Origin of the sequence: Uliginosibacterium gangwonense DSM 18521, assembly GCF_000373965.1 — a bacterium.
Classification (GTDB): Bacteria; Pseudomonadota; Gammaproteobacteria; order Burkholderiales; family Rhodocyclaceae; genus Uliginosibacterium; species Uliginosibacterium gangwonense.
Genome location: NZ_KB892841.1, coordinates 25,043 through 48,770, shown reverse-complemented (window position 1 = coordinate 48,770; position 23,728 = coordinate 25,043). Strand labels below are relative to the sequence as shown.

The following is a 23,728-nucleotide window of genomic DNA, read 5'->3' as shown; positions in this document are numbered from 1 at the left end:
GACGAGGTAGCTTATGCAATCCCAGGCGAGTTACGACTATCGGGTCGTGAGGCAATTCGCGATCATGGCGGTTGTTTGGGGTATTGTCGGCATGTTGGTTGGCGTCATCATTGCCGCCCAACTGATCTGGCCCCAACTAGACTTTCAAGAGTGGTTCCACTTCGGGCGATTGCGCCCACTTCACACCAACGCAGTGATTTTCGCCTTTGGTGGTAGTGCCCTGTTTGCCACGTCGTATTACGTGGTGCAGCGCACCTGTCACACCCGGCTTTTTGCTCCGGCGCTGGCGCAATTCACCTTCTGGGGCTGGCAGGCCATTATCGTGGCAGCGGCCATCACGCTCCCGATGGGCTTCACGGTGGGCAAGGAATACGCAGAACTGGAGTGGCCGATCAAGATCGCCATTGCGGTGGTCTGGGTGTCTTACGCGGTGGTGTTCTTTGGCACCATCGTCAAACGCAAGACCCCGCACATCTACGTGGCCAACTGGTTCTACGGCGCCTTCATCCTGGCGGTGGCGATCCTGCACATCGTCAACTCCGCAGTCATCCCCGTGAGCATGTTCAAGTCCTACTCCGCCTATGCCGGGGTGCAGGACGCGATGATCCAGTGGTGGTACGGCCACAACGCGGTGGGCTTCTTCCTGACCGCCGGCTTCCTGGGGATGATGTATTACTTCGTGCCCAAGCAGGCCGGGCGCCCGGTGTACTCGTATCGTCTGTCGGTCGTGCACTTCTGGGCGCTGATCTTTACCTACATGTGGGCGGGTCCGCACCACCTGCACTACACCGCGCTGCCGGATTGGGCTCAATCACTGGGGATGACCTTCTCGCTGATTCTGCTGGCACCGAGCTGGGGTGGGATGATCAACGGGATCATGACGCTGTCGGGCGCATGGGATAAGTTGCGCACCGACCCGATCCTGAAGTTCCTGGTTACTTCCTTATCCTTCTATGGCATGTCGACCTTTGAAGGCCCGATGATGTCCATCAAGACGGTTAACGCCCTCTCGCACTACACCGACTGGACAATCGGCCACGTGCACTCGGGTGCCTTGGGTTGGGTGGCGATGGTCTCCATCGGTTCCATCTACTACCTGCTGCCACGTATGTACGGCAAGACGGAGATGTATTCCACGCGCCTGATCACCTTGCACTTCTGGACGGCTACCGTCGGCATCGTGCTCTATATCGCCTCAATGTGGGTGGCGGGGGTGATGCAGGGGATGATGGCACGTGCGATCAACCCGGATGGCACGCTGACCTACGCCTTTGTTGAAACAGTCAAAAACTCCTATCCGTTCTGGGAAATCCGGTTGGTAGGGGGCATCCTGTTCCTGGGCGGCATGTTCATCATGCTCTACAACATGATACGCACGATTGCCGGGGAAAAACCGGTGGATGCACCAGTGCTTGAAGTCGCTGCGGCTCACTAGGGGGGTGAGGCATGAAACTGAATAATGAATTGATTGAAAAGAGTGTCCCGCTGCTCATCATCCTGACCTTACTGGTGATCAGCGTGGGGGGGCTGGTGGAAATCGTGCCTTTGTTCTTCCAAAGGTCGACCACGACACCGGTTGAAGGGCTCAAACCCTACGATCCGGTGCGTCTGGTTGGGCGCGATATCTACATCCGCGAAGGCTGCTATCTGTGCCACTCGCAGATGATCCGTCCTTTCCGCTCAGAAACCGAACGCTACGGGCACTACTCGGTGGCAGGCGAATTCGTGTATGACCACCCCTTCCAGTGGGGGTCCCGCCGTATCGGCCCCGATCTGGCCCGTGTAGGCGGTCGCTACTCGGACATGTGGCATCGCACCCACTTGCTCAATCCGCGTGACGTGGTGCCGGAATCGAACATGCCTGCATTCTTCTGGCTCGATCGCCCTGTCAAGTCTGACGACATCGAAGCCAAGATGCGTGCACTGCGTATCGTTGGTGTGCCTTACACGGACGCCGAGATTGCCGGTGCACGTGAGCAGCTCAAAGGCAAGACCGAGTTGGATGCCCTGATCGCCTATCTGCAAGGCCTCGGGACTTTGATCAAGAACACGCAATAGGGGGCGCCAGAATGGACATCAACATGCTTCATTCGGTGGTGACTGCCATGTCTTTCCTCTGCTTTCTGGGCATTATTTTCTGGGCATATAGCCAGAGCGCCCGTAAGGGGTTTGATGAGGCGGCACAGTTGCCGTTCAGCGAAGATGATCCACGCCCGGAACAGGGCGCGCCGCTCAACAAAAAGGGATGACGCATCATGAGCGATTTCGTCAGCGATTTCTGGCATTACTATGTTTTGGGGCTGGTTGTACTGAGCCTGGCGTTCTGCGTCTGGATTCTGGCTTCCAATATGACCAAGCGGAAGCCCGGTCCGGTGACTCTGCATCACCATATTTGGGATGAGGATCTGCAGGAGTACAACAATCCGCTGCCACGGTGGTGGATGTACCTGTTCTGGGGGGCTTTGGTGTTTGCCGTCGGTTATCTCTTCCTGTATCCCGGCCTGGGGCATCTGCCGGGCAAGATCGGCTGGACTGCAGTCGAGCAATATAAGGAAGAGATGAAGAAGGCCGATGAACAGTTCAACCCGATCTATGACAAGTACCTCAAGCAGGATCTGCTGGCCGTATCGGCAAATCCCGAGGCACAAGCCATGGGGCAGCGCCTGTTCCTGACCTATTGCGCCCAATGCCATGGTGCGGATGCGCGTGGGGCCAAGGGGTTCCCGAACCTGACCGATAACGACTGGCTCTATGGCGGGCAGCCCGCGACCATCAAGACCACCATCACGGGCGGGCGCCAGGGTGCCATGCCGGCCTGGGGGCCTGTGCTGGGGGCTGATGGCGTGAAGGATGTGGCCAATTACGTGCGTTCCTTGTCGGGTTTGGCTAATGATTCTGTGCGTGCCGAGCGTGGCAAGACCGTCTTCATGACCAACTGCGTGGCTTGCCACGGGCCGGAAGGCAAGGGCAACCAGGCTTTGGGCGCCCCGAACCTGACCGACCGTATCTGGTTGTATGGTTCGTCTGAAGCCACCATCATTGAAACGGTGACGTATGGGCGACAAAATCAGATGCCTTCGTTCAAGGACCTGCTCGGTGAGCGTAAGATTCACCTGCTGGCCGCCTATGTGTTGAGCCTGTCCAAGAACCAGGACAAACAATAGTGCAGTAACACATCCAACAAGGCGACAGCGGTTTTGTCGCCTTGTTGTTTTTTGGCGGGCTGATTTGTGTTCTGCCTGAAAATAACAAGCCAACCCCAATTGGTGTCAGGAGAGAGTAGTCATGGAACCGGATGCAGGCGGATCTCTTTACGAGGTCCGACAGAAAATTTATCCCCGTGCTGTTTCAGGGATCTTTGCCAAATGGCGCTGGGCCATGGTCTGGCTCACCCAGGCTGTGTTCTACGGTGCGTGCTGGCTGCCCTGGAACGGTCGGCAGGCCTTGTTGTTGGACATTGCCGAACGCAAGTTCTACATCCTTGGTTTGGTGCTGTGGCCGCAGGATGTGTTCTACCTGGCGGTGCTGTTGATCATCTGTGCCTACTCCCTGTTTCTGTTTACGGCTGTGGCAGGGCGGCTATGGTGTGGTTATGCCTGTCCGCAGACCGTCTATACCGAGATTTTTCTGTGGTTCGAGCGGCTCATCGAGGGGGATCGTGCGCGCCGCATGAAGCTCGATGCCCAGTCTGGCAGCCTGTATAAATACGCGCTCAAGTCCCTCAAGTATCTGGTCTGGATACTGTTCTCCGCTTGGACCGGCATTACCTTCGTCGGGTATTTCACCCCGATCCATAACGTTCTGGCCGGGCTGGTGCATTTCAACCTTTCTGGCTGGGAGACCTTCTGGGTCGTGTTCTACAGCGGCTTCACCTACCTGATGGCAGGGGTGATGCGTGAGCAGGTCTGCAAGTACATGTGTCCCTATGCTCGTTTCCAGAGCGTGATGTTTGATCCGGATACGCTGGTGATCACCTACGACGAAGAGCGTGGTGAGCCACGTGGGGCCAGTAAAAAAGGGGCCGATCTGAAAGCACTGGGGCTGGGCGACTGTGTGGATTGCGGTATTTGTGTGCAGGTCTGCCCGACGGGTATCGACATCCGCAAGGGCCTGCAGTACGAATGCATCGGCTGTGCTGCCTGTATTGATGCCTGCGATCAGGTGATGGACAAGGTGGGGCGGCCGCGTGGGCTGGTGCGTTACTCCACGGAAAATGCCGTGGAAAAACACTGGGGCACCAAGGACATCATCCAGCATGTGCTGCGCCCACGCATTCTGCTCTACACCTTTGTGCTGTGTGCTATCTGTTTGGCATTTGCCTGGAGTCTGGCGACCCGTACCGAGGTTCGCCTAGATGTCATCAAAGATCGCACCATCCTGAGCCGGGAAGTGGAGGGGGAACTCATTGAGAACGTCTACATCCTGCAACTGATGAATGCAGGCGAGCAGATCCGCCATGTGAAGGTCAGCGTGGAAGGCATGGATGGCATCAGCCTGGATGGCCGCAGTGAATTCACCCTGCCTGCAACGGACAACAAGGTTGCCACGATACGGGTACGCGTGCCGATGGAAAACCTGAAAAAAGGCTCCCATACCATTTACTTCCGCGTCGACAGCGCTGACGGCGAGAAGCTGGGTGTGCATGAAAAAGCCGTATTTATTGCGCCCTGAGCAAGAGAGGAATTGTTATGTTGAACCCCACCATGGATAGCAAACGCCCCTGGTATCGGGAGCCGTGGCCCTGGATTCTGTTCGGCCTGCCCGGCATTGTGGTGATTGCAAGTTTTGTGACCCTGTTTATTGCCCTTCAGACGGATGACGGTGTCGTTTCCGACGATTACTATAAACAGGGCTTGGCCATCAACAAATCGCTGGAGCGTGATGAGCTTGCCAAACAAAAGGGCATACACGCTTTTGTGAGTCTGCGTGAAGGTATGCTGCAGATGCGGATCAGGACTGATACCAAGACTGACTTGCCGGACACCCTGCAAATGCACTGGATTCATCCAACGCGGGCGGGGGCCGACCAGATTGTGACCCTCAAGCGTGGCGCCGAGGGTTACGAAGGCAAGCTGGCAGCTATGCCGGCCGGGCGCTGGAATGTGTCAGTCGAGGACCTCGCCGGGCAATGGCGAGTGGTGGGCGCGGTGAAAATGCCGTTTACCGGCGAGCTGGAAATTCAGCATATGGAAGCGGTAACCGACCCTTAGAACTTCAGCTTTCTAGCTGCCTCCGGCAGTAACGCCCCGGCGATAGATCATTGCCGGGGCGTTTTTCATTGGCAGGCCTCAGTGAAGAACTCAACGGCAGACCAGCACCGGAATCTTGCAGTGGGTGAGCACCTTGTGTGTCTCCGACCCCAATAGCAGGCCAGCCAGACCACGTCGCCCGTGAGAGGCCATGAAGACCAGATCGCAGCCCTCCGCTTCCGCTGTCTGGATAATCACCTCATAGGGAACATCGCAGACGATGGTGCGCGTCTGGGCCGTGACGCCTGCCTTGGCGGCACAGTCTGCGGCAGTTTTCAGGATCAGTTCTGCCTGTTCCCGGGTGCCACGCGTGAATTCATCACGGCTTTCTGGCGCCAGCATGATGCCTTCGCCAGCCAAAGGGAGCGGAAAATCAGGTTGCACATACAGGAAGGTAATCCGGGCGCCCACCACTGCGGCAAACTCCACGCCTTTCTGTGTGGCTTGTTGTGACAGTTCCGACCCGTCAGTTGGAATCAACAGATGCTTGAACATATGCGTCTCCTGTTCTGTTTTTAATAAAACCCTGCGGTGTCCAGGCATGTCGAAAACTGCTTGGCGAACCCCTTACGGGCAAGCCCGAGAAGTTTTCTGTACGCCTCATCTATCATGTGTAGAGCGTCCGCCAAAGACACGAATCATGATCTGGCGCCCTTGCGGCGCTCTGCCGCGTTTTTATCGGCCTGATTTCATTCTATGCCTTTCCATGAGGATATACATGATGAACGCCGCAAATAAAAAGAGCGATTTGCTACCCCCCGCGTCATCGTACCGACATATGCGGGAGCGGATTGCCGCTGCGCTTGACCCTATGGGGGTATTGGCTCCTTTGCTGCATGCGCAGGCTGCATGGTGGTTGCATCCTCAGGAACTGCTTGAGGAAATGATAGGGTTCTCGCGTGACGCGATGGCGCTTTCGGCCCATTCGGCCAGAAGGGTGATGGGGATTCCCAGCCAGGGCCCGGTGACCCCGCAGCCGGATGACACCCGCTTCAGTGACCCCGTGTGGACAGAGCAGGCGACCTGGGATATCACCAAGGAGTGGTATCTGCTGATCACCCACCACATCCAGGATATGTTGTATGAGACGCCCGGCCTTTCCGGCAAGGAGCGGCGCCGCGCAGCCTTTTGGTGGCGGAAATATCTGAATGCGGTGGCGCCCACCAATTTTTTCTGGACCAATCCGACCGCTCAGCGCAAATGTGCAGAAACCCAAGGCAAAAGTCTGGCCGAGGGATGGCAGAATTTTTACGAGGATCTGCTCGCCGGGGATATCCGGATGACCAATCCCAAGGATTTCAAGGTGGGCGAAAATCTGGCGACCACGCCAGGCGCAGTGGTGGCGCGCAATGCGCTGGTCGAGATCATCCGTTACCGCCCTGTGCAGGCCAAGGTGAGGGCCACGCCGTTGTTGATCGTGACCCCTTGGATCAACAAATTCTATGTGCTGGATCTCGTGCCCAAGAAGAGCCTGATCCGTTATCTGCTGGAGCAAGGCTTTGATGTTTTCCTCACCAGTTGGAAAAATCCCGGTGTGGAGATGAAGGATGCGAGTTTTGACGACTACATCCGTGATGGTGTTGATTTTGCCGTGCGTACAGCGCAGAGCCTGACAGACTCGCCCCAGGTCAATGCCGTGGGCTACTGCATCGGTGGCACCGCGCTGGCGATCTACATGGCCTGGGCGAGCAGGGCGTATGCCGCCGACAAACAGCCTGTGGCCAGTTGGACTCTGTTTACCACGCTGACCGATTTTTCCAAACCCGGCGATATTGAGGTATTCATCGACGAGGGCAGCGTGAATTACCTCAGTGACGCCATGCTTCGCAAAGGTGTGCTGGATGGCAAGGAGATGGCCTCTGCCTTCCGCCTGCTGCGTTCCAACAGCCTGATCTGGCATTACTACGTGCACGGGTATCTGCTGGGTGAAAAACCGCCTCCCTTTGATGTGCTGTACTGGAATATGGATACCACGCGGATGCCTGCGGTGATGCATTCGTGGTATCTGCGCGAACTCTACCTGCACAACCGGCTGATTGAACGCGACGGGCTGACGGTGGCAGGGCAGCCCATTGATCTGGAGCGTATCCAGCAGCCCCTCTACGCCGTGGGGGCAGAGGACGACCATATCGCGCCCTGGCGGCAGGCGTTCCGCATCGCCAACTTTGCGCATGGCAACAAGCGGTTCGTGCTGTCGAGTTCCGGCCATATTCTGGGGATCATCAACCCTGTGGTTGATCCACCCAAGCGCCGCTTCCTGGCGGGCGAGGCGCATCGCACCGATACGCCGGACAAATGGCAATCCCGTTGCGAGTGGCTTGCAGGCTCCTGGTGGCCCGACTGGGTGAAGTGGCTGGATGCCAGCTCAGGCGCACAGCGCGCCGCACCTGAAGTCTTGGCCCCCAAGGTGTTGGCTGCGGCGCCAGGGGAGTATGTGCTGGAGCCGTGAAACACAAAAAGCCACGCAGATTGCGTGGCTTTTTTGACTGTTCCCGCCAAGCTGGATCAGGTGGGGGTGTGGTTGAGTAGCGCCTTCAAACCATCGCTGTCGAGGATACGGATGTACTTTTGCTGCACACCGATCAAACCCTCATCATGGAATTTGGAGAAGGCACGGCTCACCGTTTCCAGCTTCAGGCCCAGGTAGGAGCCGATTTCCTCGCGCGTCATCCGCAGGTGGAATTCGGAAGCTGAATAGCCCCTCACCCGCATCCGTTGCGAAAGATTGAGCAGGAAGGCCGCAATCCGCTCCTCTGCACGCATCGAGCCGAGCAGGATCATTAGGCTCTGGTCGCGCACGATCTCGCGGCTCATGAACTTGTGGAACTGCTGCTGCAGGGATTTGATGTGGCGCGAAAGCTCTTCGAGCTGGTCATACGGCATGATGCAGATCTCGCTGTCTTCCAGCGCGGTCGCATTGCATACATGGTGATCATTGCTGATCCCGTCCATGCCGATGATTTCGCCTGCCATATGAAAACCCGTCACCTGCTCCAAGCCTTCCTCAGTGAGGATGTCAGTCTTGAAGAATCCGGTACGGATTGCGTAAAGTGCTTCAAAGGGGTCGCCAGCACGATATAACTGCTGCCCACGCTTGAGTTTTCGTCGGGTGACGAAGTCATCAAGCTTGTGCAGATCATCATCGTCCAGGCCGACAGCCAGACACAACTCTCGCAGGCTGCACTGGGCGCACGCCACGCGAAGATTGTTTGAAGTCAGAGAATTCGGAAATTTCGGGTCCACGATTAATAGTTTACCTCGCCTATTGACCAACATCAACGTAATTGGAGAGTATCTCTGCGATGTTTTTTTGTTAGCCTTGGAAACCACCATGCGCCAAGCCATTTTGTTCGACCTGGACCTCATCCGCCGATTTGATGTTCCCGGCCCACGCTATACCTCTTACCCCACCGCAGACCGGTTTACCGACGCGGTAGGACCACAGGCAGCCGCTGCCCGATTGGCTCGAAGTGTTCAAAAGGGACGTCAGGTACCGCTGTCGCTTTATGTCCACATCCCCTTCTGCAACACCATCTGTTACTACTGCGGCTGCAACAAGATCATTACCAAGGATCGCAGCCTGAGTGCACGCTACCTGGATTACCTGGCGCGTGAGATGGATCTGGCCACCCAGTCGTTGGGGCTGGGGCAGGCGGTGTCGCAGATGCATTGGGGCGGCGGCACCCCCACCTTCCTCCAGCCCGAAGAGATCGTGCGCCTGATGACGAGCATCCGTGCCCGCTTCAATCTGCTCGAAGGCGGGGAATACTCCATCGAGATTGATCCGCGCAAGGTTTCTGCCGACAACGTAGCCTTGCTGGCCCGTGAAGGCTTTAACCGCATGAGCATCGGCATTCAGGATTTTGATCCGCAGGTGCAGCAGGCGGTCAACCGTATCCAGACTGTGGCGGAAACCGCCGTGGTGATGGATGCCGCACGCGCCAATGGTTTTGCCTCGGTGAGTGTGGATCTGATCTACGGTTTGCCCTTCCAGACCCTGGAGCGCTTTGGCAAGACCCTGGATACCGTGCTCGCCATGCAGCCGGATCGCCTGTCGCTCTACAACTACGCGCATCTGCCCACGCGCTTCATGCCGCAGCGGCGGATCAATGCGGAAGATTTGCCTGCACCGGAAGAGAAACTCGCTATCCTGGCCATGGCGATCGACAAGCTGGGGCAGGCCGGTTACGTGTTCATCGGCATGGACCACTTTGCCCGGCCCGACAACGAGCTTGCGCTGGCTCAGCAACAAGGGGGGCTGCAACGCAATTTTCAGGGCTACTCCACCCATGCCGAGTGCGACATGCTCGGGCTGGGCGTTTCCTCCATCGGTCAGGTGGATGGAATGTTCATCCAGAACCAGCGCGACATCGAAGCCTACTACACCGCGATCGACCATGGGCATCTACCGGTGATGCGTGGCTGGGAAATGACCGAGGACGACAAGCTGCGCGCCCACATCATCCAGGCGCTGATGTGCAATTTCCAACTGAGTCTGCCGGCCATCGAAGCGCAGATCGGTCAGGCGTTCAATGAGCGTTTTGCTACCGAATGGCAGGAACTGGCAAGCCTTGCCGAAGCCGGGCTGCTGGAACTGCGCAAGGATGCCATCATCGTAACCGAGCGGGGGCGCATGCTGGTGCGTATCGTCGCCATGGTATTCGATGCGCATTTGCGCCAGGATCGTGAGCAACGCAGGTATTCACGGGTGATTTGAGGCGCGGGAATTCTGGACGACGGCGCAACACAAGCTTACGAAGGCTGCCCTGCAATGGGCTGGCGAATAAGCTCATCCCGGCTATAGTGAATGCGTATGCTTGCCATGCGGTGGATTGCCCGGAGGAGGTTTGCCATGACGAAAAGAGGATTCCTGCTTGCGCTGGTCATGTTGTTGAGCTGTGGTACGGGGCTTGCCGCCCCGGCCAAGTCGGTGCATTTTGTGACTGACAAGGAGAAGGAAGGCGGTTTCCTGCTTGCCATCACCAAGGCTGCGTTCGAACGGGTGGGCTACCAGGTGGAAGTGGAATTCCAACCTTGGGGGCGTGCCCTGGGTGGTGTGATGACCGGGGAGGCGGAAGCCTTGTTGGGCGCCCAATATACCGATGAGCGTGCTGCGAAGATGCAATATTCAGAGCAGGTCGGGCAGTCGGAAATGGTGTTTTTCAAATTGAAAGAAACCCAGGTTGCATATAACCAATTGACTGATCTGAAAAATTACACAATTGGTACGATCAGCGGTTCCGCCTATACCCCTGAATTTGATTCGGCAAGCTATTTCAAGAAAGATCCTGCGCCAGACTACGTCACCAACATCCGTAAGCTGTTGGCCAAGCGTATGCCGTTGTTTGTCGAGAAGAAATCTGTTGTGTTGGAGTCCCTCAAAACCCAGTTTCCAGGGGATGCGGACAAAATCGATTTCTTGTCTCCACCGCTGAAAGTCATGAAGTTTTACAACTGTTTTTCCAAGGCCAAAACTGGATATGAACAGAAAGTGGCTGATTTCAATGCCGGGCTGGCAGCCATCATGAAGGATGGGACGTACAAAACCATCATGAATAAAGGTATGCATGAGTAGGCTTTATGCTATTTGCGCGGTGTTTGACAAAAAAGCGCCTGGGAGGCGCTTTTTTGTATGCCTTGTGTGGATATTGATTTGGAATTCAAGGCGGACGGAGTTTGGCGTATCTGGGCTTACTTGGCGAGTTGCTCCAGCGTAAAGCTGGCGTGTTCATCCTGGGCCAACAGGTCACGCAGGCGGGGCATGGCGGTTTCCAGTGCTGCGTGCAGTGTCCAGGGTGGGTTAATGATGAACATGCCGCTTCCGGCCATGCCGAAATTGGCGGTGGGCTTGCGTACCGTAAGGGTGACGTGCAACCAGCTCTCTGCCCCCAGTGCTTTGAGACGCTTGGGAAGCTGGGCTGATTCCAGCTTCGGCAACTGAGGGTACCAGATGGCATAGGTGCCAGTGGGAAACTTCAGCAGGGCTTCACGCAGGGTGTGAATGACTTTGCCGTAGTCTTCACGAAGCTCGTAGGAGGGGTCGATCAGTACAAGGCCCCGTCGGGATGGCGGCGGGAGTAGGGCTTTGAGGGTGGCAAAGCCATCATCGGCGTAGATGATGGTGTTTTTGTCCGCCCCCGAAAAGTTCTCGGCCAGAAGCTGATGGTCGGTGCTGTGCAGTTCAAACAGCCGCAGCTTATCCTGCTCGCGCAGCAGGCTTTGACTGATGCAAGGGGAGCCTGGGTAGAAGCGTAGGCGCCCATTGGGGTTTTCTGCACGGATGGCTTCCAGATAGTCGGCCAGGATGGGGGGGAGATCGGTATGCCCCCATAGGCGGGCGATGCCATCAACGTGCTCTTCCAACTTGGAAGCGTGTACGGATTCGAGTGAGTAGCGGCCTGCCCCTGCATGGGTGTCGATGACCCAGAAGGGTTTGTCCTTTTGCCCCATGTAATTGAGCAACTGGATCAGGATGGCGTGCTTGAGCACGTCGGCGTGGTTGCCGGCGTGAAAGGAATGGCGATAGCTGAGCATGCTTCGGATTTCTGCCGCAAGGGCCTCGGCGCTGGGTTCAAGGGTGCCACAGTCATCGGGCTATGCCTGCGCAGACGCTCTTTTGCAAACGGCTTCGCTGCGTTGGGTCAGAGTTTGCCGTCGGCAAACAGTTTCTCAAAGCGCTGCTGTTCTCGCAAATAGTGGTTGCCGCATTCGACAATGGCTGTGTTATCCGCAGGATTGTCGCACTTCTTGGGCTTTTTGTAGAAACGTTCCCAGGCTGCATCCTTGCGGGCTTGCTCATTGTCTGCATTGCGGGCGTTCAGAGCCTCTTGCAGCTTTTGCTCGCGGCGGGCCTGATCAATGGCGCTCTGCTCTTTTTCTTTCTGCAAGCGCTCCTGTTTGGCCACGCTTGCCTGGCGTTCTTCCTCCAGGCCAGCGGCTTCTGCCGCCGCATTGTTTTGGGCCGGTGTGCTTTGTGTAAGCGGCACTTCGACGGGTTTTACAGGGGCAGGCAGCAGCACCCGGTCTGCCAGGGTGACAAGCGCAAACACGCAGACCGCGCCAGCCACGGCTGCGATCACCAAATGTTGAAAATTTTTGCCACTCTCGAATTCAGACATGTCTGGAAACCAATACGGACGACGGCCGGTTGCGTGTCTTGCATCTCCCTGGGGGCGAATGCCCCAGACCGGTTCTTAGACCAAGTCTAATGCGCGTTTTGCTTGTCCTGCCAGCCACTCGTCAGGCCAAACAGTGCGCTGCCCTTTAAGGGCTTTGGACGCAGGCTATCATTGCAGAATGAGTGGCTGCTCGACGAGCAAAAAAAGGATAAGTCCATGGTGGGAGAAGACAAGGAAAACAGGGAAGGTGAATCCACGCTGTTGCCCCTCGGGGTGCTGGGGCGCAACGCTCAGGCGGTTGCGTGGCGGGCGTTGGGCGTGTTCATCGTGGGCTATGTCTTGCCCGTGTGGGTGTTGGGCCGATCTTCCCTGGCGGGTTCCATCCAATGGGCGACAGTGATCCTGAGCTACCTCTTGTTCAGCCTCATGGTCTTTCGCTTCCTGGAGCAGCGCGACGTGGAGCCCGAGGAAGAGGGGCTGGATGGCAGTGAGGTTGCGCCACCCGCCGGTGCGCTCGATGAGGTGCTGCCACAGGAAACCACCCCGGCCAAGGTGCATCGCCCGGATACGTGGTCACCGGACCTGCTGCATAGCCTGGATTGGCAGCGGATGCTGGAGCTGTGCGTGGCGTTCTTCTCAGACCGCTTCCGCTGCAAACCCGGCAAGCTGGGGGAAGATGGCAGTGTAGACATCCGCTTGTTCAAGGGCGAGGAGACCCTGCCGGTTGCCATTGTGCATTGCCGGGCCTGGGGCGAGCATGAGATCGGGCTGGATTCGCTAGAAAGGCTGTCTGCCCTGATGGCGGCAGAGTTTGTGACCAAAGGCTTCTTCATGGGCTACGGCGGTTTTTCCAGTCAGGCACGCGAATACGCCAAGGTACACTCGATCACCCTGATCGATGATGTCATGTTCATTGCCATGCTTATGCGCCAGCCCGAGGCAAGGCGCCAGCAGTTGTTGGACATTGCTGTGCAAGGCGATTTCACCACGCCTTCCTGCCCCGTTTGCGGCCTCAAGATGCTGTCTCGCCAGAACGAACAGGCCCGCTATTGGGGCTGCCGGGCCTACCCGCGCTGCAAGGGGGTGTTGGCCATGCGTCCCAAGCGTGTCCCCCGGGTTGTCCCCCAAGCACCTGCCCGAAATGAAAGGTAGAATTGATCGCCAGGGAGCCGCTAGATGCGGGCGCCTTTTTTGCAACAAGCCTATCTGCACAGCTTCAGTTCAGTGACGGTTTGCCGTTTACTTCGGGAAGTTCGCAAGCCAAACAGATATGATCAACCGTTCGGAATTGCACTCTGCGTGGAACGCACTGGTTGTCGCCTGGAAAGTCGTCTGGCAGGCCAGTTCTGATATCGAGCGCTGGGCAGCCTTCATGCCGCATTGCGACCGCTTGATGGGGTTGGCACGCGCCCACGGTTTGACCGAATTGGAAACAACGCTTGAGCCTTTGCTGCAATTGCTGGCAAATCTTGAGTCGCCGACCGAGCAGGAGAAATCTGCGGTAGACCGTTTCCTTGCCACCGTCTTTGTGGTGGTGCGGCGTATCATGAGCCCGGACTACCAGCAGCAGATTGTTCCGCGCCCCGAGGACGAGTACGCCCTGCCAACCATCGTGATGCTCACCAAGCTTCCTGAGAGCATGCACGAGATGTTGTTGCAGATGGAGCATTACGGCTACCAGTTCCGCTCATTCACCGATTACGGCCAGGGGGTGCAATATGCCCTGGCGCATCGGGCTATTGCAGTGGTGGCCGATCTGCCTGCTGGCGTGCTGGCCGAACACAAGCCACTGGTGGATGATCTGAGCAATGGCGGGATCAAATGGTTCTGTTTGAGCGCCAAAGGGGATTTCGCGCTACGTCTGAAAGCGGTGCGTTGTGGGGCGCAGGGCTTTTTCATCTCTCCCCTGACTGTCAATGTGTTGGTCGACGCGGTGGACCCCCTGGCCTATGCCACCAAGGATGAGCCGTATCGGGTGCTGATTCTGGATGACTCGCAAACCGTACTGACTTCCATCCAGCGCACGCTGGAGCAGTTTCCGAGCATCAACCTGCGCACGCTGAGAACCCCACAGCATATTCTAGATGCATTGCTGGATTATTCGCCGGATGTGCTCTTGCTGGACTTCCACATGGATGGCTGTAATGGCCTGGAAGTGGCGCGCATCATCCGCCAGAACAAAGCCTTTGAATCCATTCCCATTGTCTTCCTGACCAGCGAAACCAGCGAAGAGGTGCAATTGGAGGCCATGCGCAATGGCGGGGATGACTACCTGACCAAGCCGATCAGCCAGGCGCAGCTCGTGAATACGGTGGTCAGCAAGGCCGAACGCTACCGAGGCCTGCGCAAGCTGATGGTGGAAGACAGCCTCACCGGGCTGTATAACCACGTCAAGACCAAAACGCTGCTGCAACAGTCGCTCCTGCTGGCTGAACGCCAGGGTGTGCCAGTGTCATATGCCATTCTGGATATCGACTATTTCAAGAAGGTCAATGACAACTACGGCCATACCGTGGGTGACAAAGTGCTCAAGACCCTTGCGCGCTACCTCAAGCAGCATGTACGCAAGGCCGACGTGGTGGGGCGCTACGGCGGCGAAGAATTCGTGGTGGTGTTTTTCAGCACGTCGGCTGAATCAGCACGCGATAAACTCAACAAGATTCGTGATGGATTCTCTAAAATCTATCACGCGTATGACGAAGGTATTTTCTCGGTGACCTTCAGTTCCGGGGTGGCCGAATACCCGAGTTATTCCAACATGATGGAATTGGTGGTTGCTGCGGATGAAGCCCTCTATATCTCCAAGCGCGAGGGCCGCAACCGCATCACCATTGCCGTCAATACCAAACGGGGCTGATTCAGTTACCCACCGCAATCGGGCGATCCGGGTCACTGCACCATTCGCTCCAGGACCCTGGATAGAGTGCAGCGCCGCCCAGCCCGGCAATTTCCATCGCCAGCAGGTTGTGGCAGGCCGTCACGCCTGACCCGCATTGTGCAATGACTTGCGCTGGCGTCTTGCCATCCAATACGCGGCTGAATTCTTCACGCAGGATGTCTGCAGACTTGAAGCGATCCTGTGCGTCAAGGTTATCGCGGAAGCAGCGGTTGCGTGCCCCTGGGATATGCCCGCCGACTGGGTCCATGGTCTCGTTTTCGCCACGGAAGCGGTCGGGGCCACGCGCGTCCAACACCAGTTCGGTCCCCAGCTCGATATTGATCAACACGTGAGCCGCGTTGATCTGCCGTGTCAAAGGAGTGGCTGCCTGCAAATCACCTTGCGGGCGGGGGGCGGGCGTATCGGCGTTTGTCGCTGCGCCGCTGGCTACCCAAGCGGGCCAGCCACCATCGAGCACGGCAACATGGGCGTGCCCCACCCAGCGCAGCATCCACCATAGGCGGGCGGCCATCATGCCCCCGGCGGCGTCATACACCACGACCTGGCTGCGGGTATTGACCCCTAGCGCAGCCAGCCGTTGGGCAAATGCGGCACGATCTGGCAAAGGGTGGCGCCCGTTTTTGCCCGTTTTGGGGGCAGACAGATCCTCATCCAGATGCAGGAAGAGGGCGCCGGGGATATGCCCTTGTTGGTAGGCGGCACGACCTGAGGCGGGATTTTGCAATTCGTGGCGAACGTCAAAGACGATCCAGTCCGGCTTGCCTAACTCAGCGGCAAGGGTTTGGGCGGAAATTGTTGTTGTGTAAGGCATGGTGGGCTCCGTTAGGCAATCCTGTATTCTGCCAATAAGCGGGGTTCTGGGGAAACTGTCTGCAAGGGGCCGCGTTACAATCCCTTCCCAATGATAAGCAGAGGTGGAAGCATGGAAGAACGTTTGGTGGCATTGGAAACCAAAGTGGCTTTGGGCGAGGATCAGATTGATGCGCTCAACCGGACGGTGTTCCGCCAACAGCAGCAGATCGAATTGCTGCAAGAGCAGATCCGCACGCTCTACCGGCAGATGCAGGCGCAGGCGACCGCGAGTGGTGCGGAACCCCGCGATCTGCGCGAAGACATCCCCCCACATTACTGAGTGCCACATGATGCAAGGTGCTGTGCGCCGTTTGCTGGGGCATGCAAGGTGGGCCCTTTGTAGCGGTTTTTTGCTGGTGTGCGTACCGCAGGCCCAGGCATGGGGTGTCAAAGGGCATGCGGCGATTGCGGACTTGGCACAAGCAGCTTTGAGTCCTGCGGCACAGGCGCAGGTCAAGCTGCTTTTGGCAGACGACCTGGACCGGGGGGGACAGCCTTCCGGGCGCCATACCTTGGCAGAGGTGGCATCCTGGGCGGATGAGATCCGCGAGGGGGCGGACGCCAAAACCTATCGTGGCTGGCATGTCCGGGGCAATTCTGTGTGTTCCGCCGAACTGGGCGCCTGTCCAGATGGGCATTGCGTGGATCAGTTGATCCTGCATTACGCGGCCATTCTCGCAGACCGGGATCAGGCACCGCGTGCCCGCAACGAAGCCTTGAAGTGGGTGGTGCATCTGGTGGGGGATCTGCATCAGCCCTTGCATTCAGGTGTGGCCAAAGACAAAGGGGCTTTGCCTGTTGCGCTGGCGGGGGTGGAAGACGGCAAGCGTCGTACGCTGCATCAGGTATGGGACAGCGAACTGGCCGCCAAGGCGCTCAAACTCGGCCGCCTGCATCTGCCTGCCGAGCTTCCGGCCTATGCCCCTGAAGATGTCGCAGGCTGGATGCAGGAATCCCGCCAATTGGCACTTGAGCACGCCTATACCCCCTTGCCTGGTTTCGCATGTGGGAGCTGGAACCCGCCCCGCAGCGACGACACGCCAATGCTTCTTGATGAAGCCTATCAGGTGCAGGCGCTACCGGTGATCCGTTTGCAGATGGAGCGGGCTGCGGCCCGGCTGGCGGTGTTACTGAATACTGTGCTGCAGTGAATCCAGAACGCAGCTGGGCTGATGGCTTCTTTCTACTTGGGGTACCGATAGTGTCTGTTTCTCTCTATATTTGGTCTTGTTGGCGTTAGTCGGAAATCGATTGAAGCTCTATCCTTGTACTGAGCATTTGTGCTTGGTGTTTGGATAAAGGAAACAGCTTTGACTACAGCCACTACTACAGCCACGGCTGCGCCAGTTCAAGACCCTGCTTACAGGATACTGGGCACCATCAGTCTGTCGCATTTTCTCAACGACATGATTCAGTCGTTGATCTTTGCCATGTACCCCATGATCAAAGGGGGCTTCAACCTGAGCTTTGCCCAGATCGGGCTGATTACCTTTACCTTCCAGGCCACGGCCTCCTTGCTCCAGCCCTTTGTGGGGATGTACACGGATCGCCACCCCAAGCCATATTCCCTGGTGGCGGGGATGACCAGCACCTTGATTGGCCTGGTTCTACTCGCCAATGCCAGCAGCTATGCGGCCCTGCTCTGTGCGGCGGCCCTGGTGGGCAGTGGCTCGTCGATCTTCCACCCGGAATCTTCCCGCGTGGCCCGTATGGCGTCCGGTGGCAAGCTCGGGTTGGCGCAATCGATCTTCCAGGTCGGTGGCAACGCAGGCACGGCGCTAGGCCCGCTGTTGACCGCCTGGATCGTGATGCCGAATGGTCAGAAGAGTGTGATGTGGTTCTCGCTGGCAGCGCTGATGGCGATTTGCCTGCTGTGGCAGGTGGGCAACTGGTACGCGCATCAGCAGCGCCAGGGCGCGTTCAAGGCCAAGCTGCGCCAAGGGGGGGCAGACAAGGACTTGCCGCGCGGCAAGGTGGTGCTGGCCATTGGGGTGCTGCTGACGCTGGTCTTCTCGAAGTATTTCTACCTTGCCAGTTTGACGAGCTATTTCACTTTCTACCTGATCCACAAGTTTGGCGTTTCTGTAGAGCAGGCACAGGTCCACCTCTTCATCTTCCTGTTTGCGGTGGCCTTGGGAACAGTGATCGGCGGCCCGATTGGGGATCGCATCGGGCGCAAGCGGGTGATCTGGGTTTCGATTCTCGGGGTGGCCCCCTTCACCCTGATGATGCCGCATGTCAATCTGCTCTGGACGACGGTGCTAAGCTTCGTGATCGGCTTCACCCTGGCATCGGCCTTCTCGGCGATTGTGGTGTTTGCGCAGGAACTGCTCCCCGGGCGGGTCGGCATGGTCGCCGGGATGTTCTTCGGCTTCTCGTTTGGCATGGGAGCCGTGGGTGCGGCCTTGCTGGGCAGGCTGGCCGACCATTCCGGTATCGACTTCGTCTACCTGGTCTGTTCATTCCTGCCGCTGCTGGGCATGTTGACGATCTTCCTGCCCGATATCCGCAAGCATCAGCCCGCGAAGGGATAGGCGGATGGAATAAATCCCCTACATGGGCAGGCGCAAGGCCGCTAGCTTCCAGGAAATCAGTCCCTCACGATGGAAAATGAGGCTGACTGGCTCACCGGAATCCTTGTGCTTGATGTTGACCGCAAACTGGTCAAAGCCTTCATAGCCCATTGAGACATCCGTGCTGGAGTCTTCTGGTTTGGACGCTGCATCGGCGGCTGGGATGGCCTCTTCCTGGGGCTTCTCCCCCTTGGGTTGTTGCCCCTGTACGATCATGGAGAGGCTTTGCGGGGTGACCATCGCGTCGACCATCGGGTTGATCAACGCCCCCGCCACCGCTGCGCCCAAAGCGCCAAATGGGCTGGCATCCTTGGATTGGGCGATCTGGGCATTGATCTTTTCGTTGAAGGTGGTTTTCAGGTTTTCCCGGAGCGCGGGGAAGTCGACATAGCGGCTGAGTTTGTCTGCATCCTTGGCCTGTGCTGCAGAGCGCATCTGTGCCACGGTGATGTAAGGGGTGGCGTAGAACCCAGCACCCAGCACCACAACCAGCGCTGCGGCAGCAAGCCTTGCTTTTTTGTTCATGCTAGAGTCATTGATGGTGGATATGCTCTTGCAATGGTACGCCTGAATGACGCAACGCGCACCGCGCAATGTTTGAGGCAGATGAAATCCGCGACGATTTACCAGAGGGCTTAGAGCCTTAGGGTTCCAGCAATCAGGGCCACCATGCCACCTGCAATCAGCGGCCCGACGGCAAGACCTCTGAAAAAACAGACGCCGATCAGGGTGCCGACCATGAGTGCGGTGACGGTTTCGGGCGAGGTCTTCATGAAGCCCACGCCTTGCCCTGCGATCCATGCCACGGCAAGTCCGATGAGGATGGCGATCACCCCTGTCGGGGTCTTGAACGCATTGCCGAGCCCGGCAATATCAACCTTGCCGGTGACAAGAGGCGTGAGCACTGCGGCGGTGAGGATAATGACCCCGACATTGATGCCACGGGTTTCCACCACATTGAGCCAACTGGTCAGCCCGAGTAGTTTCAGCAACAGCAGGGCTGCGGCAGCAATGGCAACGGTATTGTTGTTCCCGATGACCGACAGGGCCAGAATCAGGATGATGGGCAGGTTCTCAAAGCTCATGGGGAAAACAGATCAGCAGACCGTGTTGGGTACAAGGTCTGCGAAACGGGGCCAAGACGTGATAGGCATGCAGTCTATCACCAGCACTGCTGCGGTGGTATGGGTGCTTGCTCAGTGGTTGCAGACGAGTCGACGACCACTGCCTTGGCTCATCACCAGGCGGGCGGTGCTGAGTTCCTCGATCTGGAATACGTCCGAGAACAGCGTGATCTGTTTGCCCTGCATGTAGTAGCGGCCCATGAAAGGCTTGCCATCCAGGGAGCCGCTGACAACGCCGTTGCCCGCAAAGGTCACGTCCAGGCCGCGCCCGGTGAGCGGGCCAAAGCAGTGCCAGTCGCCCACGATCAGGTCGTCTGCTGTGTTGCTGCTTTCCGTTTCCGGGCGAGTGGAGTAGCGGCTGTTGTCGTGGCCGGTCGAGGCCGACATGGTGTTGATCCATTCGGCCGGAATGGCAAAGTTCAGGTTCTGGCCGCTACGATCCTGGAAGGTGACGATGCCGACCAACTGCCCGGTTTCATCAAACAGACCGCCGCCACTGGAGCCGGGCGACACGGGTGCCGTAGTCTGGATATAGGTGCCATCGCTGGCATCCCGCAGCGAGGAGATCAGGCCATCACTGATGGTCAGATCCAGACCGTGGGGCGAGCCGATGGCAAACACCTTCTGCCCAACCTTGAGGCTGCTGACCCGCCCGATGCTGACCGAGGGCGCGCGCAACTGCGGCACTGACAGCTTGCACAGGTCGTGTTGCTCATCCGCGACCTGGATGGAGGCATCGTATTGCGAGTTCTGCATCTTGACCTTGATGCTGGCCCCACCCTGGGTGACGTGGCAGTTGGTGATGACCGTACCGCTATCAATGACTACGCCACTGCCAATCGAGAGTTGCTGACCGCTGCCGTTGAATACGTTGATACGCGCAATGCTGTTGGAGGCGCGGGCAAACAGCTCCTCTGGCGTCAGACCCTTGGTGGAGCCAGGGGCTGCCGCAGGGGTGTTTTGGACGTTTATAGCGGTGGGTTGGGCCTCATTTTCCTGGGCCAGCACCACTGGAGCCGTCATTTTTGGGGCAGATTGAGTGGGTTTGCGAAAGAAATACCAGCCTGCTGCGACCAGCACTATCAGCGCGCCGATGATAAAAGGCGTTTTGCTGGAGCCGGTGTCTTCCACGTACTCGATCGCCATTTCGTCCTGGGCCCGCGCCCGCCGTAGCGAGGCGTCGTATCTTTCACGCCGTTGCGGATTGCTCAGAATGTCCCACGCATCCTTGATGGCGGTTTGCAGAATAGTATCGCTGGGCTCAAGCCCGGCCATACGCTGCTCGTATGCCTGTCGAATCTCTTCGATGCGTGCCGTTTCAGGTGCGCCAAGAATGGCATACAGGGTCTTTTTCGTCATAGGATTCAGAGTCTGGCCACGGGCGTTGTCGATTTGTCGGTGTAGTGTAATGCTCACCCAATGCTCTTATAACAGGCACTCTGGTGGGGCATGGCATCGTGGCTGCGCGTCAGTCCCCAATTGCAGATTCTGCCAGTATGTCATTGAGTGCTTCTGCTGTGAAGATTACCCGTGCGACAGGCAAGTTGGCCGATCCTCAGATCAGAGATGGCCCCTTGACGATGGCTTCGGCTTCCTTGGCGGTAATGCGCAGCTTGGCCGCGCAGATCACAATCACGGTGAGCCACTCAAAGACACGGGCTTCGCCATCGTCCTCCACGCTTACAAAGCGGCAACCCGTGACCCCACCCACGGTATTCATGACCTGGGCCTGACCCCGCACCTTGTCTGGTGAGTCAGATAGACGCAGCGCAAAGTCGAAGGGCTCATCCGTTGTTGGGATGGGGGTATCGGCAGGCACACTGAAACCATCAAGCGACAGGTCGTTCAAAGGCCAGCGCTCGTTGCCCAGCAACAGCCACACATAGGGTTTACCATCCCGCACAGCGGGAAAGCGTTGCCGGGTCCGGCGCTCAAATAACGGGCTGGAATTCATGCGGATCATCAGTTCATCAGTGCATGAATCTTAACGGGCGGCGCCCGGAAGAACAATTGCAGAAATACAAAACTTGAATTCTTTCTTCTCCGTAGTGAGGGGGATATCACGCCGGCCCCCAAATAGTGCCATGCCCCGGGGGCGCTCAGGTTTGTTTGACGCAGTTTCGGCCCGCCTGTTTGGCGGCGTAGAGCGCAGCATCCGCACGGCCAAGCAGGGATTCGGCCGAGGCATCCGGGCCACCCAGATCCAGTTGGGCCACCCCGAAGCTTGCGGTGACGCCCGCGCCACACTCTTCAGTAATGGCCTGACGCAATTTCTCCGCCACCTCTGTGGCCTGCTGCAATGGGGAATCCTTGAGGATGACGGAAAACTCTTCGCCACCCCAACGGCATATCATGTCCGTGGTGCGCAGGTTGTTTTGCAGGGTCTGGGCCACTTGTTGCAACAGGGTATCTCCCTTGTTGTGGCCGTGCGTATCGTTGAACTGCTTGAAGTGATCCAGGTCCATCATCACTAGCGACAAGGGGCTGCCCGAACGTTTGCCTTCGCGCATGCTGCGGTTCAGGTGCTGGGCATAGGCACGTCGGTTATACAGTTTGGTGAGGGGATCGGTTGTCGCCAGCGCTTCGAGTTGGCGCTGATAGCGGCCAAAGCCGCGAATGAACACCACCAGCACAATCACTGTAACCAGCAGGCAGATTGCCAGATTGATGAAGAGTGCATGGCGGATGTTCGAGAATGCCGAGTCGGTTTCCTTGGCAACGAAGAGATACCACTTCAACTCCGAGATATAGCGCACATTGAGCAGATGCAGCCTGCCATCCTGGCGATATTCGAATGATTTTTGCTTGTTGGCCAGGGCCGCAGCAAGAATGGTTTTGAGCCCTTCTACGTTTTGCAGCTGGGTGCCGGGTTTGACTGTGTGGACGGATTCGCCCGCCATTGTGACCCGGCCTGCGGTATCGACGAAATAGATCTCCCGACCGTAGCGTTTCTGGTATGTTGAAATCAGGTCTGTGACGTTATCTGCGGCCAACCCCACTCCGGTTGCGCCGATGAAGTGATTGTCATAATCAAAAACCCGGTAATTGATGAAGATGGCAAGCCGATCCTGATGGGCCTGGTCGTAGTCGACGTTGATCTCGTAAGCTTCTTGCATATTGCGGACGCGGAAATACCATGCGTCGCGTGCTTGTTTTTCCTCTATCTTTTTGAGTACGCCTTTGGGATAATAATAGTTGTGGCTGGCGTCTGAGACAAAGAAACTGTTGAAGGTGTTGTAATGGGTGCTGACTTCTTGCAGATAACGATTCATGCGAGATACATCATGTTCGCCCCCAATGGCCCAATCGCGGACAAAAGTGTCTCGTGCCATCATTGACGAAATGAGAATCGGTCGCACTAGGTCTTTCTGGATCTCCGAATAGATGTTGTCGGAGGTCAAGGGGAGTTCGGTGCTCAGGATGCCTTCCCGAATCTCCTTATGGGAGACCGCATAGCTTGTGAGCACGGTAAAGGCAAAACCCAGCAGCAGCGTCAGGGCCACCGTGAATAAAACCAACCAACGGCGCTGCCAGAAAGGTGATAGAGGTGTCTGCATAGTGTAAAAGTTGGTGCAAGAAGCGATCCTGTTGAAAAGTTTAATGGGATTTTCTTGTTTTGCAGGTTTTTTGCACGTGAAGGAAAACCCTTCTATTCTTCGCTTATGTCATGGAAGCGCCATGCACTGTCTATACACTTGGTTTTTGCTCTGTGTCGTCTGGTGCGGGTGTTCTGCAGGTAGAATGGCGCGATCAGGTTTTGAACCTGTTCATGATCTTACTGCGAGGCGGTGATCGGGGCTCATGCGCAGCTCGAAATCCTCATTTATTCACAGAAACTTCGGTTTCTGTGCTGCGCTTCACCCCGTTGACAGCGTCTCGCTACAGATCGTGATCAGGTTCCTGGAACTCGTTG

At 57.3% G+C, this 23,728-nt stretch carries 24 protein-coding genes; 14 read left to right on the top strand and 10 right to left on the bottom strand.

The features are described 5' to 3' along the window. Nucleotides 1-13: 13 nt before the first annotated feature. The 6 genes from ccoN (at nucleotide 14) to B145_RS0109850 (ending at nucleotide 5,210) form a co-directional block, all read left to right on the top strand. Nucleotides 14-1,435 carry a cytochrome-c oxidase, cbb3-type subunit I gene (ccoN, locus tag B145_RS0109875; RefSeq protein WP_026259002.1) on the top strand — a complete coding sequence of 474 codons (1,422 nt, stop codon included), beginning with the start codon at nucleotides 14-16 and terminating at the stop codon, nucleotides 1,433-1,435. An 11-nt stretch (nucleotides 1,436-1,446) separates the two neighbouring features. After that, the gene (gene ccoO, locus B145_RS0109870; RefSeq protein WP_018607044.1) at nucleotides 1,447-2,058 is read left to right on the top strand and encodes a cytochrome-c oxidase, cbb3-type subunit II; all 612 of its coding nucleotides are present in this window, start codon (nucleotides 1,447-1,449) and stop codon (nucleotides 2,056-2,058) included. Between the two features lie 11 nt (nucleotides 2,059-2,069). After that, nucleotides 2,070-2,249: a cbb3-type cytochrome oxidase subunit 3 gene (locus B145_RS0109865; protein WP_018607042.1), complete on the top strand. Its 180-nt coding sequence runs from the start codon at nucleotides 2,070-2,072 to the stop codon at nucleotides 2,247-2,249. Nucleotides 2,250-2,255: 6 nt separating this feature from the next. Beyond that, the gene (ccoP, locus tag B145_RS0109860; protein WP_018607041.1) at nucleotides 2,256-3,164 is read left to right on the top strand and encodes a cytochrome-c oxidase, cbb3-type subunit III; all 909 of its coding nucleotides are present in this window, start codon (nucleotides 2,256-2,258) and stop codon (nucleotides 3,162-3,164) included. Between the two features lie 121 nt (nucleotides 3,165-3,285). Then, on the top strand, nucleotides 3,286-4,671 hold the full coding sequence (ccoG, locus tag B145_RS0109855; protein WP_018607040.1) for a cytochrome c oxidase accessory protein CcoG: 1,386 nt from the start codon (nucleotides 3,286-3,288) through the stop codon (nucleotides 4,669-4,671). A gap of 17 nt (nucleotides 4,672-4,688) precedes the next feature. After that, the gene (locus B145_RS0109850; protein ID WP_018607039.1) at nucleotides 4,689-5,210 is read left to right on the top strand and encodes a FixH family protein; all 522 of its coding nucleotides are present in this window, start codon (nucleotides 4,689-4,691) and stop codon (nucleotides 5,208-5,210) included. A gap of 90 nt (nucleotides 5,211-5,300) precedes the next feature. Here the strand turns inward: B145_RS0109850 and B145_RS0109845 are convergent, their stop codons facing one another. Continuing rightward, the gene (locus B145_RS0109845; RefSeq protein WP_018607037.1) at nucleotides 5,301-5,744 is read right to left on the bottom strand and encodes a universal stress protein; all 444 of its coding nucleotides are present in this window, start codon (nucleotides 5,742-5,744) and stop codon (nucleotides 5,301-5,303) included. 283 nt (nucleotides 5,745-6,027) lie between these two features. On the opposite strand from B145_RS0109845, the gene B145_RS0109840 reads away from it, so the two are divergent. After that, nucleotides 6,028-7,698 (top strand): PHA/PHB synthase family protein, encoded by a 1,671-nt coding sequence (locus tag B145_RS0109840; RefSeq protein WP_018607036.1) that lies wholly within the window; start codon nucleotides 6,028-6,030, stop codon nucleotides 7,696-7,698. A gap of 56 nt (nucleotides 7,699-7,754) precedes the next feature. On the opposite strand, the gene fnr is transcribed toward B145_RS0109840, so the two are convergent. Continuing rightward, the gene (fnr, locus tag B145_RS0109835) at nucleotides 7,755-8,492 is read right to left on the bottom strand and encodes a fumarate/nitrate reduction transcriptional regulator Fnr (RefSeq protein WP_026259000.1); all 738 of its coding nucleotides are present in this window, start codon (nucleotides 8,490-8,492) and stop codon (nucleotides 7,755-7,757) included. Nucleotides 8,493-8,580: 88 nt separating this feature from the next. Between fnr and hemN the strand changes: the two genes are divergently transcribed. Together hemN and B145_RS0109825 are read left to right on the top strand one after the other, a co-directional pair. Continuing rightward, nucleotides 8,581-9,966 carry an oxygen-independent coproporphyrinogen III oxidase gene (hemN, locus tag B145_RS0109830; protein ID WP_018607031.1) on the top strand — a complete coding sequence of 462 codons (1,386 nt, stop codon included), beginning with the start codon at nucleotides 8,581-8,583 and terminating at the stop codon, nucleotides 9,964-9,966. 135 nt (nucleotides 9,967-10,101) lie between these two features. Beyond that, on the top strand, nucleotides 10,102-10,824 hold the full coding sequence (locus B145_RS0109825) for a substrate-binding periplasmic protein (protein ID WP_018607029.1): 723 nt from the start codon (nucleotides 10,102-10,104) through the stop codon (nucleotides 10,822-10,824). 116 nt (nucleotides 10,825-10,940) lie between these two features. On the opposite strand, the gene B145_RS0109820 is transcribed toward B145_RS0109825, so the two are convergent. Beyond that, nucleotides 10,941-11,783 carry a 23S rRNA (adenine(2030)-N(6))-methyltransferase RlmJ gene (locus B145_RS0109820; protein ID WP_018607028.1) on the bottom strand — a complete coding sequence of 281 codons (843 nt, stop codon included), beginning with the start codon at nucleotides 11,781-11,783 and terminating at the stop codon, nucleotides 10,941-10,943. 107 nt (nucleotides 11,784-11,890) lie between these two features. Continuing rightward, complete coding sequence (locus B145_RS0109815; protein ID WP_018607026.1) at nucleotides 11,891-12,367, bottom strand: hypothetical protein; 477 nt, start codon at nucleotides 12,365-12,367, stop codon at nucleotides 11,891-11,893. A gap of 216 nt (nucleotides 12,368-12,583) precedes the next feature. On the opposite strand from B145_RS0109815, the gene B145_RS27435 reads away from it, so the two are divergent. Next, on the top strand, nucleotides 12,584-13,519 hold the full coding sequence (locus tag B145_RS27435; RefSeq protein ID WP_018607024.1) for a restriction endonuclease: 936 nt from the start codon (nucleotides 12,584-12,586) through the stop codon (nucleotides 13,517-13,519). A gap of 118 nt (nucleotides 13,520-13,637) precedes the next feature. After that, the gene (locus B145_RS27430) at nucleotides 13,638-15,224 is read left to right on the top strand and encodes a GGDEF domain-containing response regulator (RefSeq protein WP_018607023.1); all 1,587 of its coding nucleotides are present in this window, start codon (nucleotides 13,638-13,640) and stop codon (nucleotides 15,222-15,224) included. 1 nt (nucleotide 15,225) lies between these two features. On the opposite strand, the gene B145_RS0109800 is transcribed toward B145_RS27430, so the two are convergent. Beyond that, entirely contained in the window at nucleotides 15,226-16,077 is an 852-nt protein-coding gene (locus B145_RS0109800; protein ID WP_018607021.1) for a sulfurtransferase, read from the bottom strand. A 111-nt stretch (nucleotides 16,078-16,188) separates the two neighbouring features. On the opposite strand from B145_RS0109800, the gene B145_RS0109795 reads away from it, so the two are divergent. From B145_RS0109795 to B145_RS0109785, 3 genes are all read left to right on the top strand, one after another. After that, on the top strand, nucleotides 16,189-16,398 hold the full coding sequence (locus tag B145_RS0109795; protein ID WP_018607019.1) for a SlyX family protein: 210 nt from the start codon (nucleotides 16,189-16,191) through the stop codon (nucleotides 16,396-16,398). Nucleotides 16,399-16,405: 7 nt separating this feature from the next. Next, nucleotides 16,406-17,269: a S1/P1 nuclease gene (locus tag B145_RS27425; protein WP_018607018.1), complete on the top strand. Its 864-nt coding sequence runs from the start codon at nucleotides 16,406-16,408 to the stop codon at nucleotides 17,267-17,269. Between the two features lie 159 nt (nucleotides 17,270-17,428). Further along, nucleotides 17,429-18,652, top strand: coding sequence for an MFS transporter (locus B145_RS0109785; RefSeq protein WP_051082569.1), 1,224 nt, complete (start codon nucleotides 17,429-17,431; stop codon nucleotides 18,650-18,652). Between the two features lie 18 nt (nucleotides 18,653-18,670). Here the strand turns inward: B145_RS0109785 and B145_RS0109780 are convergent, their stop codons facing one another. The 5 genes from B145_RS0109780 to B145_RS0109760 all read right to left on the bottom strand — a co-directional run bounded on the left by B145_RS0109780 (nucleotide 18,671) and on the right by B145_RS0109760 (nucleotide 23,318). Continuing rightward, nucleotides 18,671-19,216, bottom strand: a complete 546-nt coding sequence (locus B145_RS0109780; protein ID WP_018607014.1) for a DUF2939 domain-containing protein — start codon at nucleotides 19,214-19,216, stop codon at nucleotides 18,671-18,673. 110 nt (nucleotides 19,217-19,326) lie between these two features. Continuing rightward, complete coding sequence (locus B145_RS0109775; protein ID WP_018607011.1) at nucleotides 19,327-19,776, bottom strand: DUF441 domain-containing protein; 450 nt, start codon at nucleotides 19,774-19,776, stop codon at nucleotides 19,327-19,329. 111 nt (nucleotides 19,777-19,887) lie between these two features. Beyond that, a complete protein-coding gene (locus B145_RS27420; protein ID WP_157288356.1) occupies nucleotides 19,888-21,231 on the bottom strand; it encodes a trypsin-like peptidase domain-containing protein in 1,344 nt (447 codons plus the stop codon). Nucleotides 21,232-21,370: 139 nt separating this feature from the next. After that, nucleotides 21,371-21,769, bottom strand: coding sequence for a PilZ domain-containing protein (locus B145_RS0109765; RefSeq protein ID WP_245541848.1), 399 nt, complete (start codon nucleotides 21,767-21,769; stop codon nucleotides 21,371-21,373). 145 nt (nucleotides 21,770-21,914) lie between these two features. Next, on the bottom strand, nucleotides 21,915-23,318 hold the full coding sequence (locus tag B145_RS0109760) for a sensor domain-containing diguanylate cyclase (protein WP_211209799.1): 1,404 nt from the start codon (nucleotides 23,316-23,318) through the stop codon (nucleotides 21,915-21,917). Nucleotides 23,319-23,728 lie beyond the last annotated feature (410 nt).

What these genes read in the sequence shown, in the direction of transcription:
- B145_RS0109815 (WP_018607026.1), bottom strand. Translation starts at nt 12,367, where the DNA reads ATGTCTGAATTCGAGAGTGGCAAAAATTTTCAACATTTGGTGATCGCA.
- ccoP (WP_018607041.1), top strand. Translation starts at nt 2,256, where the DNA reads ATGAGCGATTTCGTCAGCGATTTCTGGCATTACTATGTTTTGGGGCTG.
- B145_RS0109780 (WP_018607014.1), bottom strand. Translation starts at nt 19,216, where the DNA reads ATGAACAAAAAAGCAAGGCTTGCTGCCGCAGCGCTGGTTGTGGTGCTG.
- ccoN (WP_026259002.1), top strand. Translation starts at nt 14, where the DNA reads ATGCAATCCCAGGCGAGTTACGACTATCGGGTCGTGAGGCAATTCGCG.
- B145_RS27425 (WP_018607018.1), top strand. Translation starts at nt 16,406, where the DNA reads ATGATGCAAGGTGCTGTGCGCCGTTTGCTGGGGCATGCAAGGTGGGCC.
- B145_RS0109765 (WP_245541848.1), bottom strand. Translation starts at nt 21,769, where the DNA reads ATGAATTCCAGCCCGTTATTTGAGCGCCGGACCCGGCAACGCTTTCCC.
- B145_RS0109840 (WP_018607036.1), top strand. Translation starts at nt 6,028, where the DNA reads ATGCGGGAGCGGATTGCCGCTGCGCTTGACCCTATGGGGGTATTGGCT.
- B145_RS0109820 (WP_018607028.1), bottom strand. Translation starts at nt 11,783, where the DNA reads ATGCTCAGCTATCGCCATTCCTTTCACGCCGGCAACCACGCCGACGTG.
- B145_RS27435 (WP_018607024.1), top strand. Translation starts at nt 12,584, where the DNA reads ATGGTGGGAGAAGACAAGGAAAACAGGGAAGGTGAATCCACGCTGTTG.
- B145_RS27430 (WP_018607023.1), top strand. Translation starts at nt 13,638, where the DNA reads ATGATCAACCGTTCGGAATTGCACTCTGCGTGGAACGCACTGGTTGTC.
- B145_RS0109825 (WP_018607029.1), top strand. Translation starts at nt 10,102, where the DNA reads ATGACGAAAAGAGGATTCCTGCTTGCGCTGGTCATGTTGTTGAGCTGT.
- ccoG (WP_018607040.1), top strand. Translation starts at nt 3,286, where the DNA reads ATGGAACCGGATGCAGGCGGATCTCTTTACGAGGTCCGACAGAAAATT.
- B145_RS0109795 (WP_018607019.1), top strand. Translation starts at nt 16,189, where the DNA reads ATGGAAGAACGTTTGGTGGCATTGGAAACCAAAGTGGCTTTGGGCGAG.
- B145_RS0109775 (WP_018607011.1), bottom strand. Translation starts at nt 19,776, where the DNA reads ATGAGCTTTGAGAACCTGCCCATCATCCTGATTCTGGCCCTGTCGGTC.
- B145_RS0109845 (WP_018607037.1), bottom strand. Translation starts at nt 5,744, where the DNA reads ATGTTCAAGCATCTGTTGATTCCAACTGACGGGTCGGAACTGTCACAA.
- B145_RS0109865 (WP_018607042.1), top strand. Translation starts at nt 2,070, where the DNA reads ATGGACATCAACATGCTTCATTCGGTGGTGACTGCCATGTCTTTCCTC.
- ccoO (WP_018607044.1), top strand. Translation starts at nt 1,447, where the DNA reads ATGAAACTGAATAATGAATTGATTGAAAAGAGTGTCCCGCTGCTCATC.
- B145_RS0109800 (WP_018607021.1), bottom strand. Translation starts at nt 16,077, where the DNA reads ATGCCTTACACAACAACAATTTCCGCCCAAACCCTTGCCGCTGAGTTA.
- B145_RS0109850 (WP_018607039.1), top strand. Translation starts at nt 4,689, where the DNA reads ATGTTGAACCCCACCATGGATAGCAAACGCCCCTGGTATCGGGAGCCG.
- hemN (WP_018607031.1), top strand. Translation starts at nt 8,581, where the DNA reads ATGCGCCAAGCCATTTTGTTCGACCTGGACCTCATCCGCCGATTTGAT.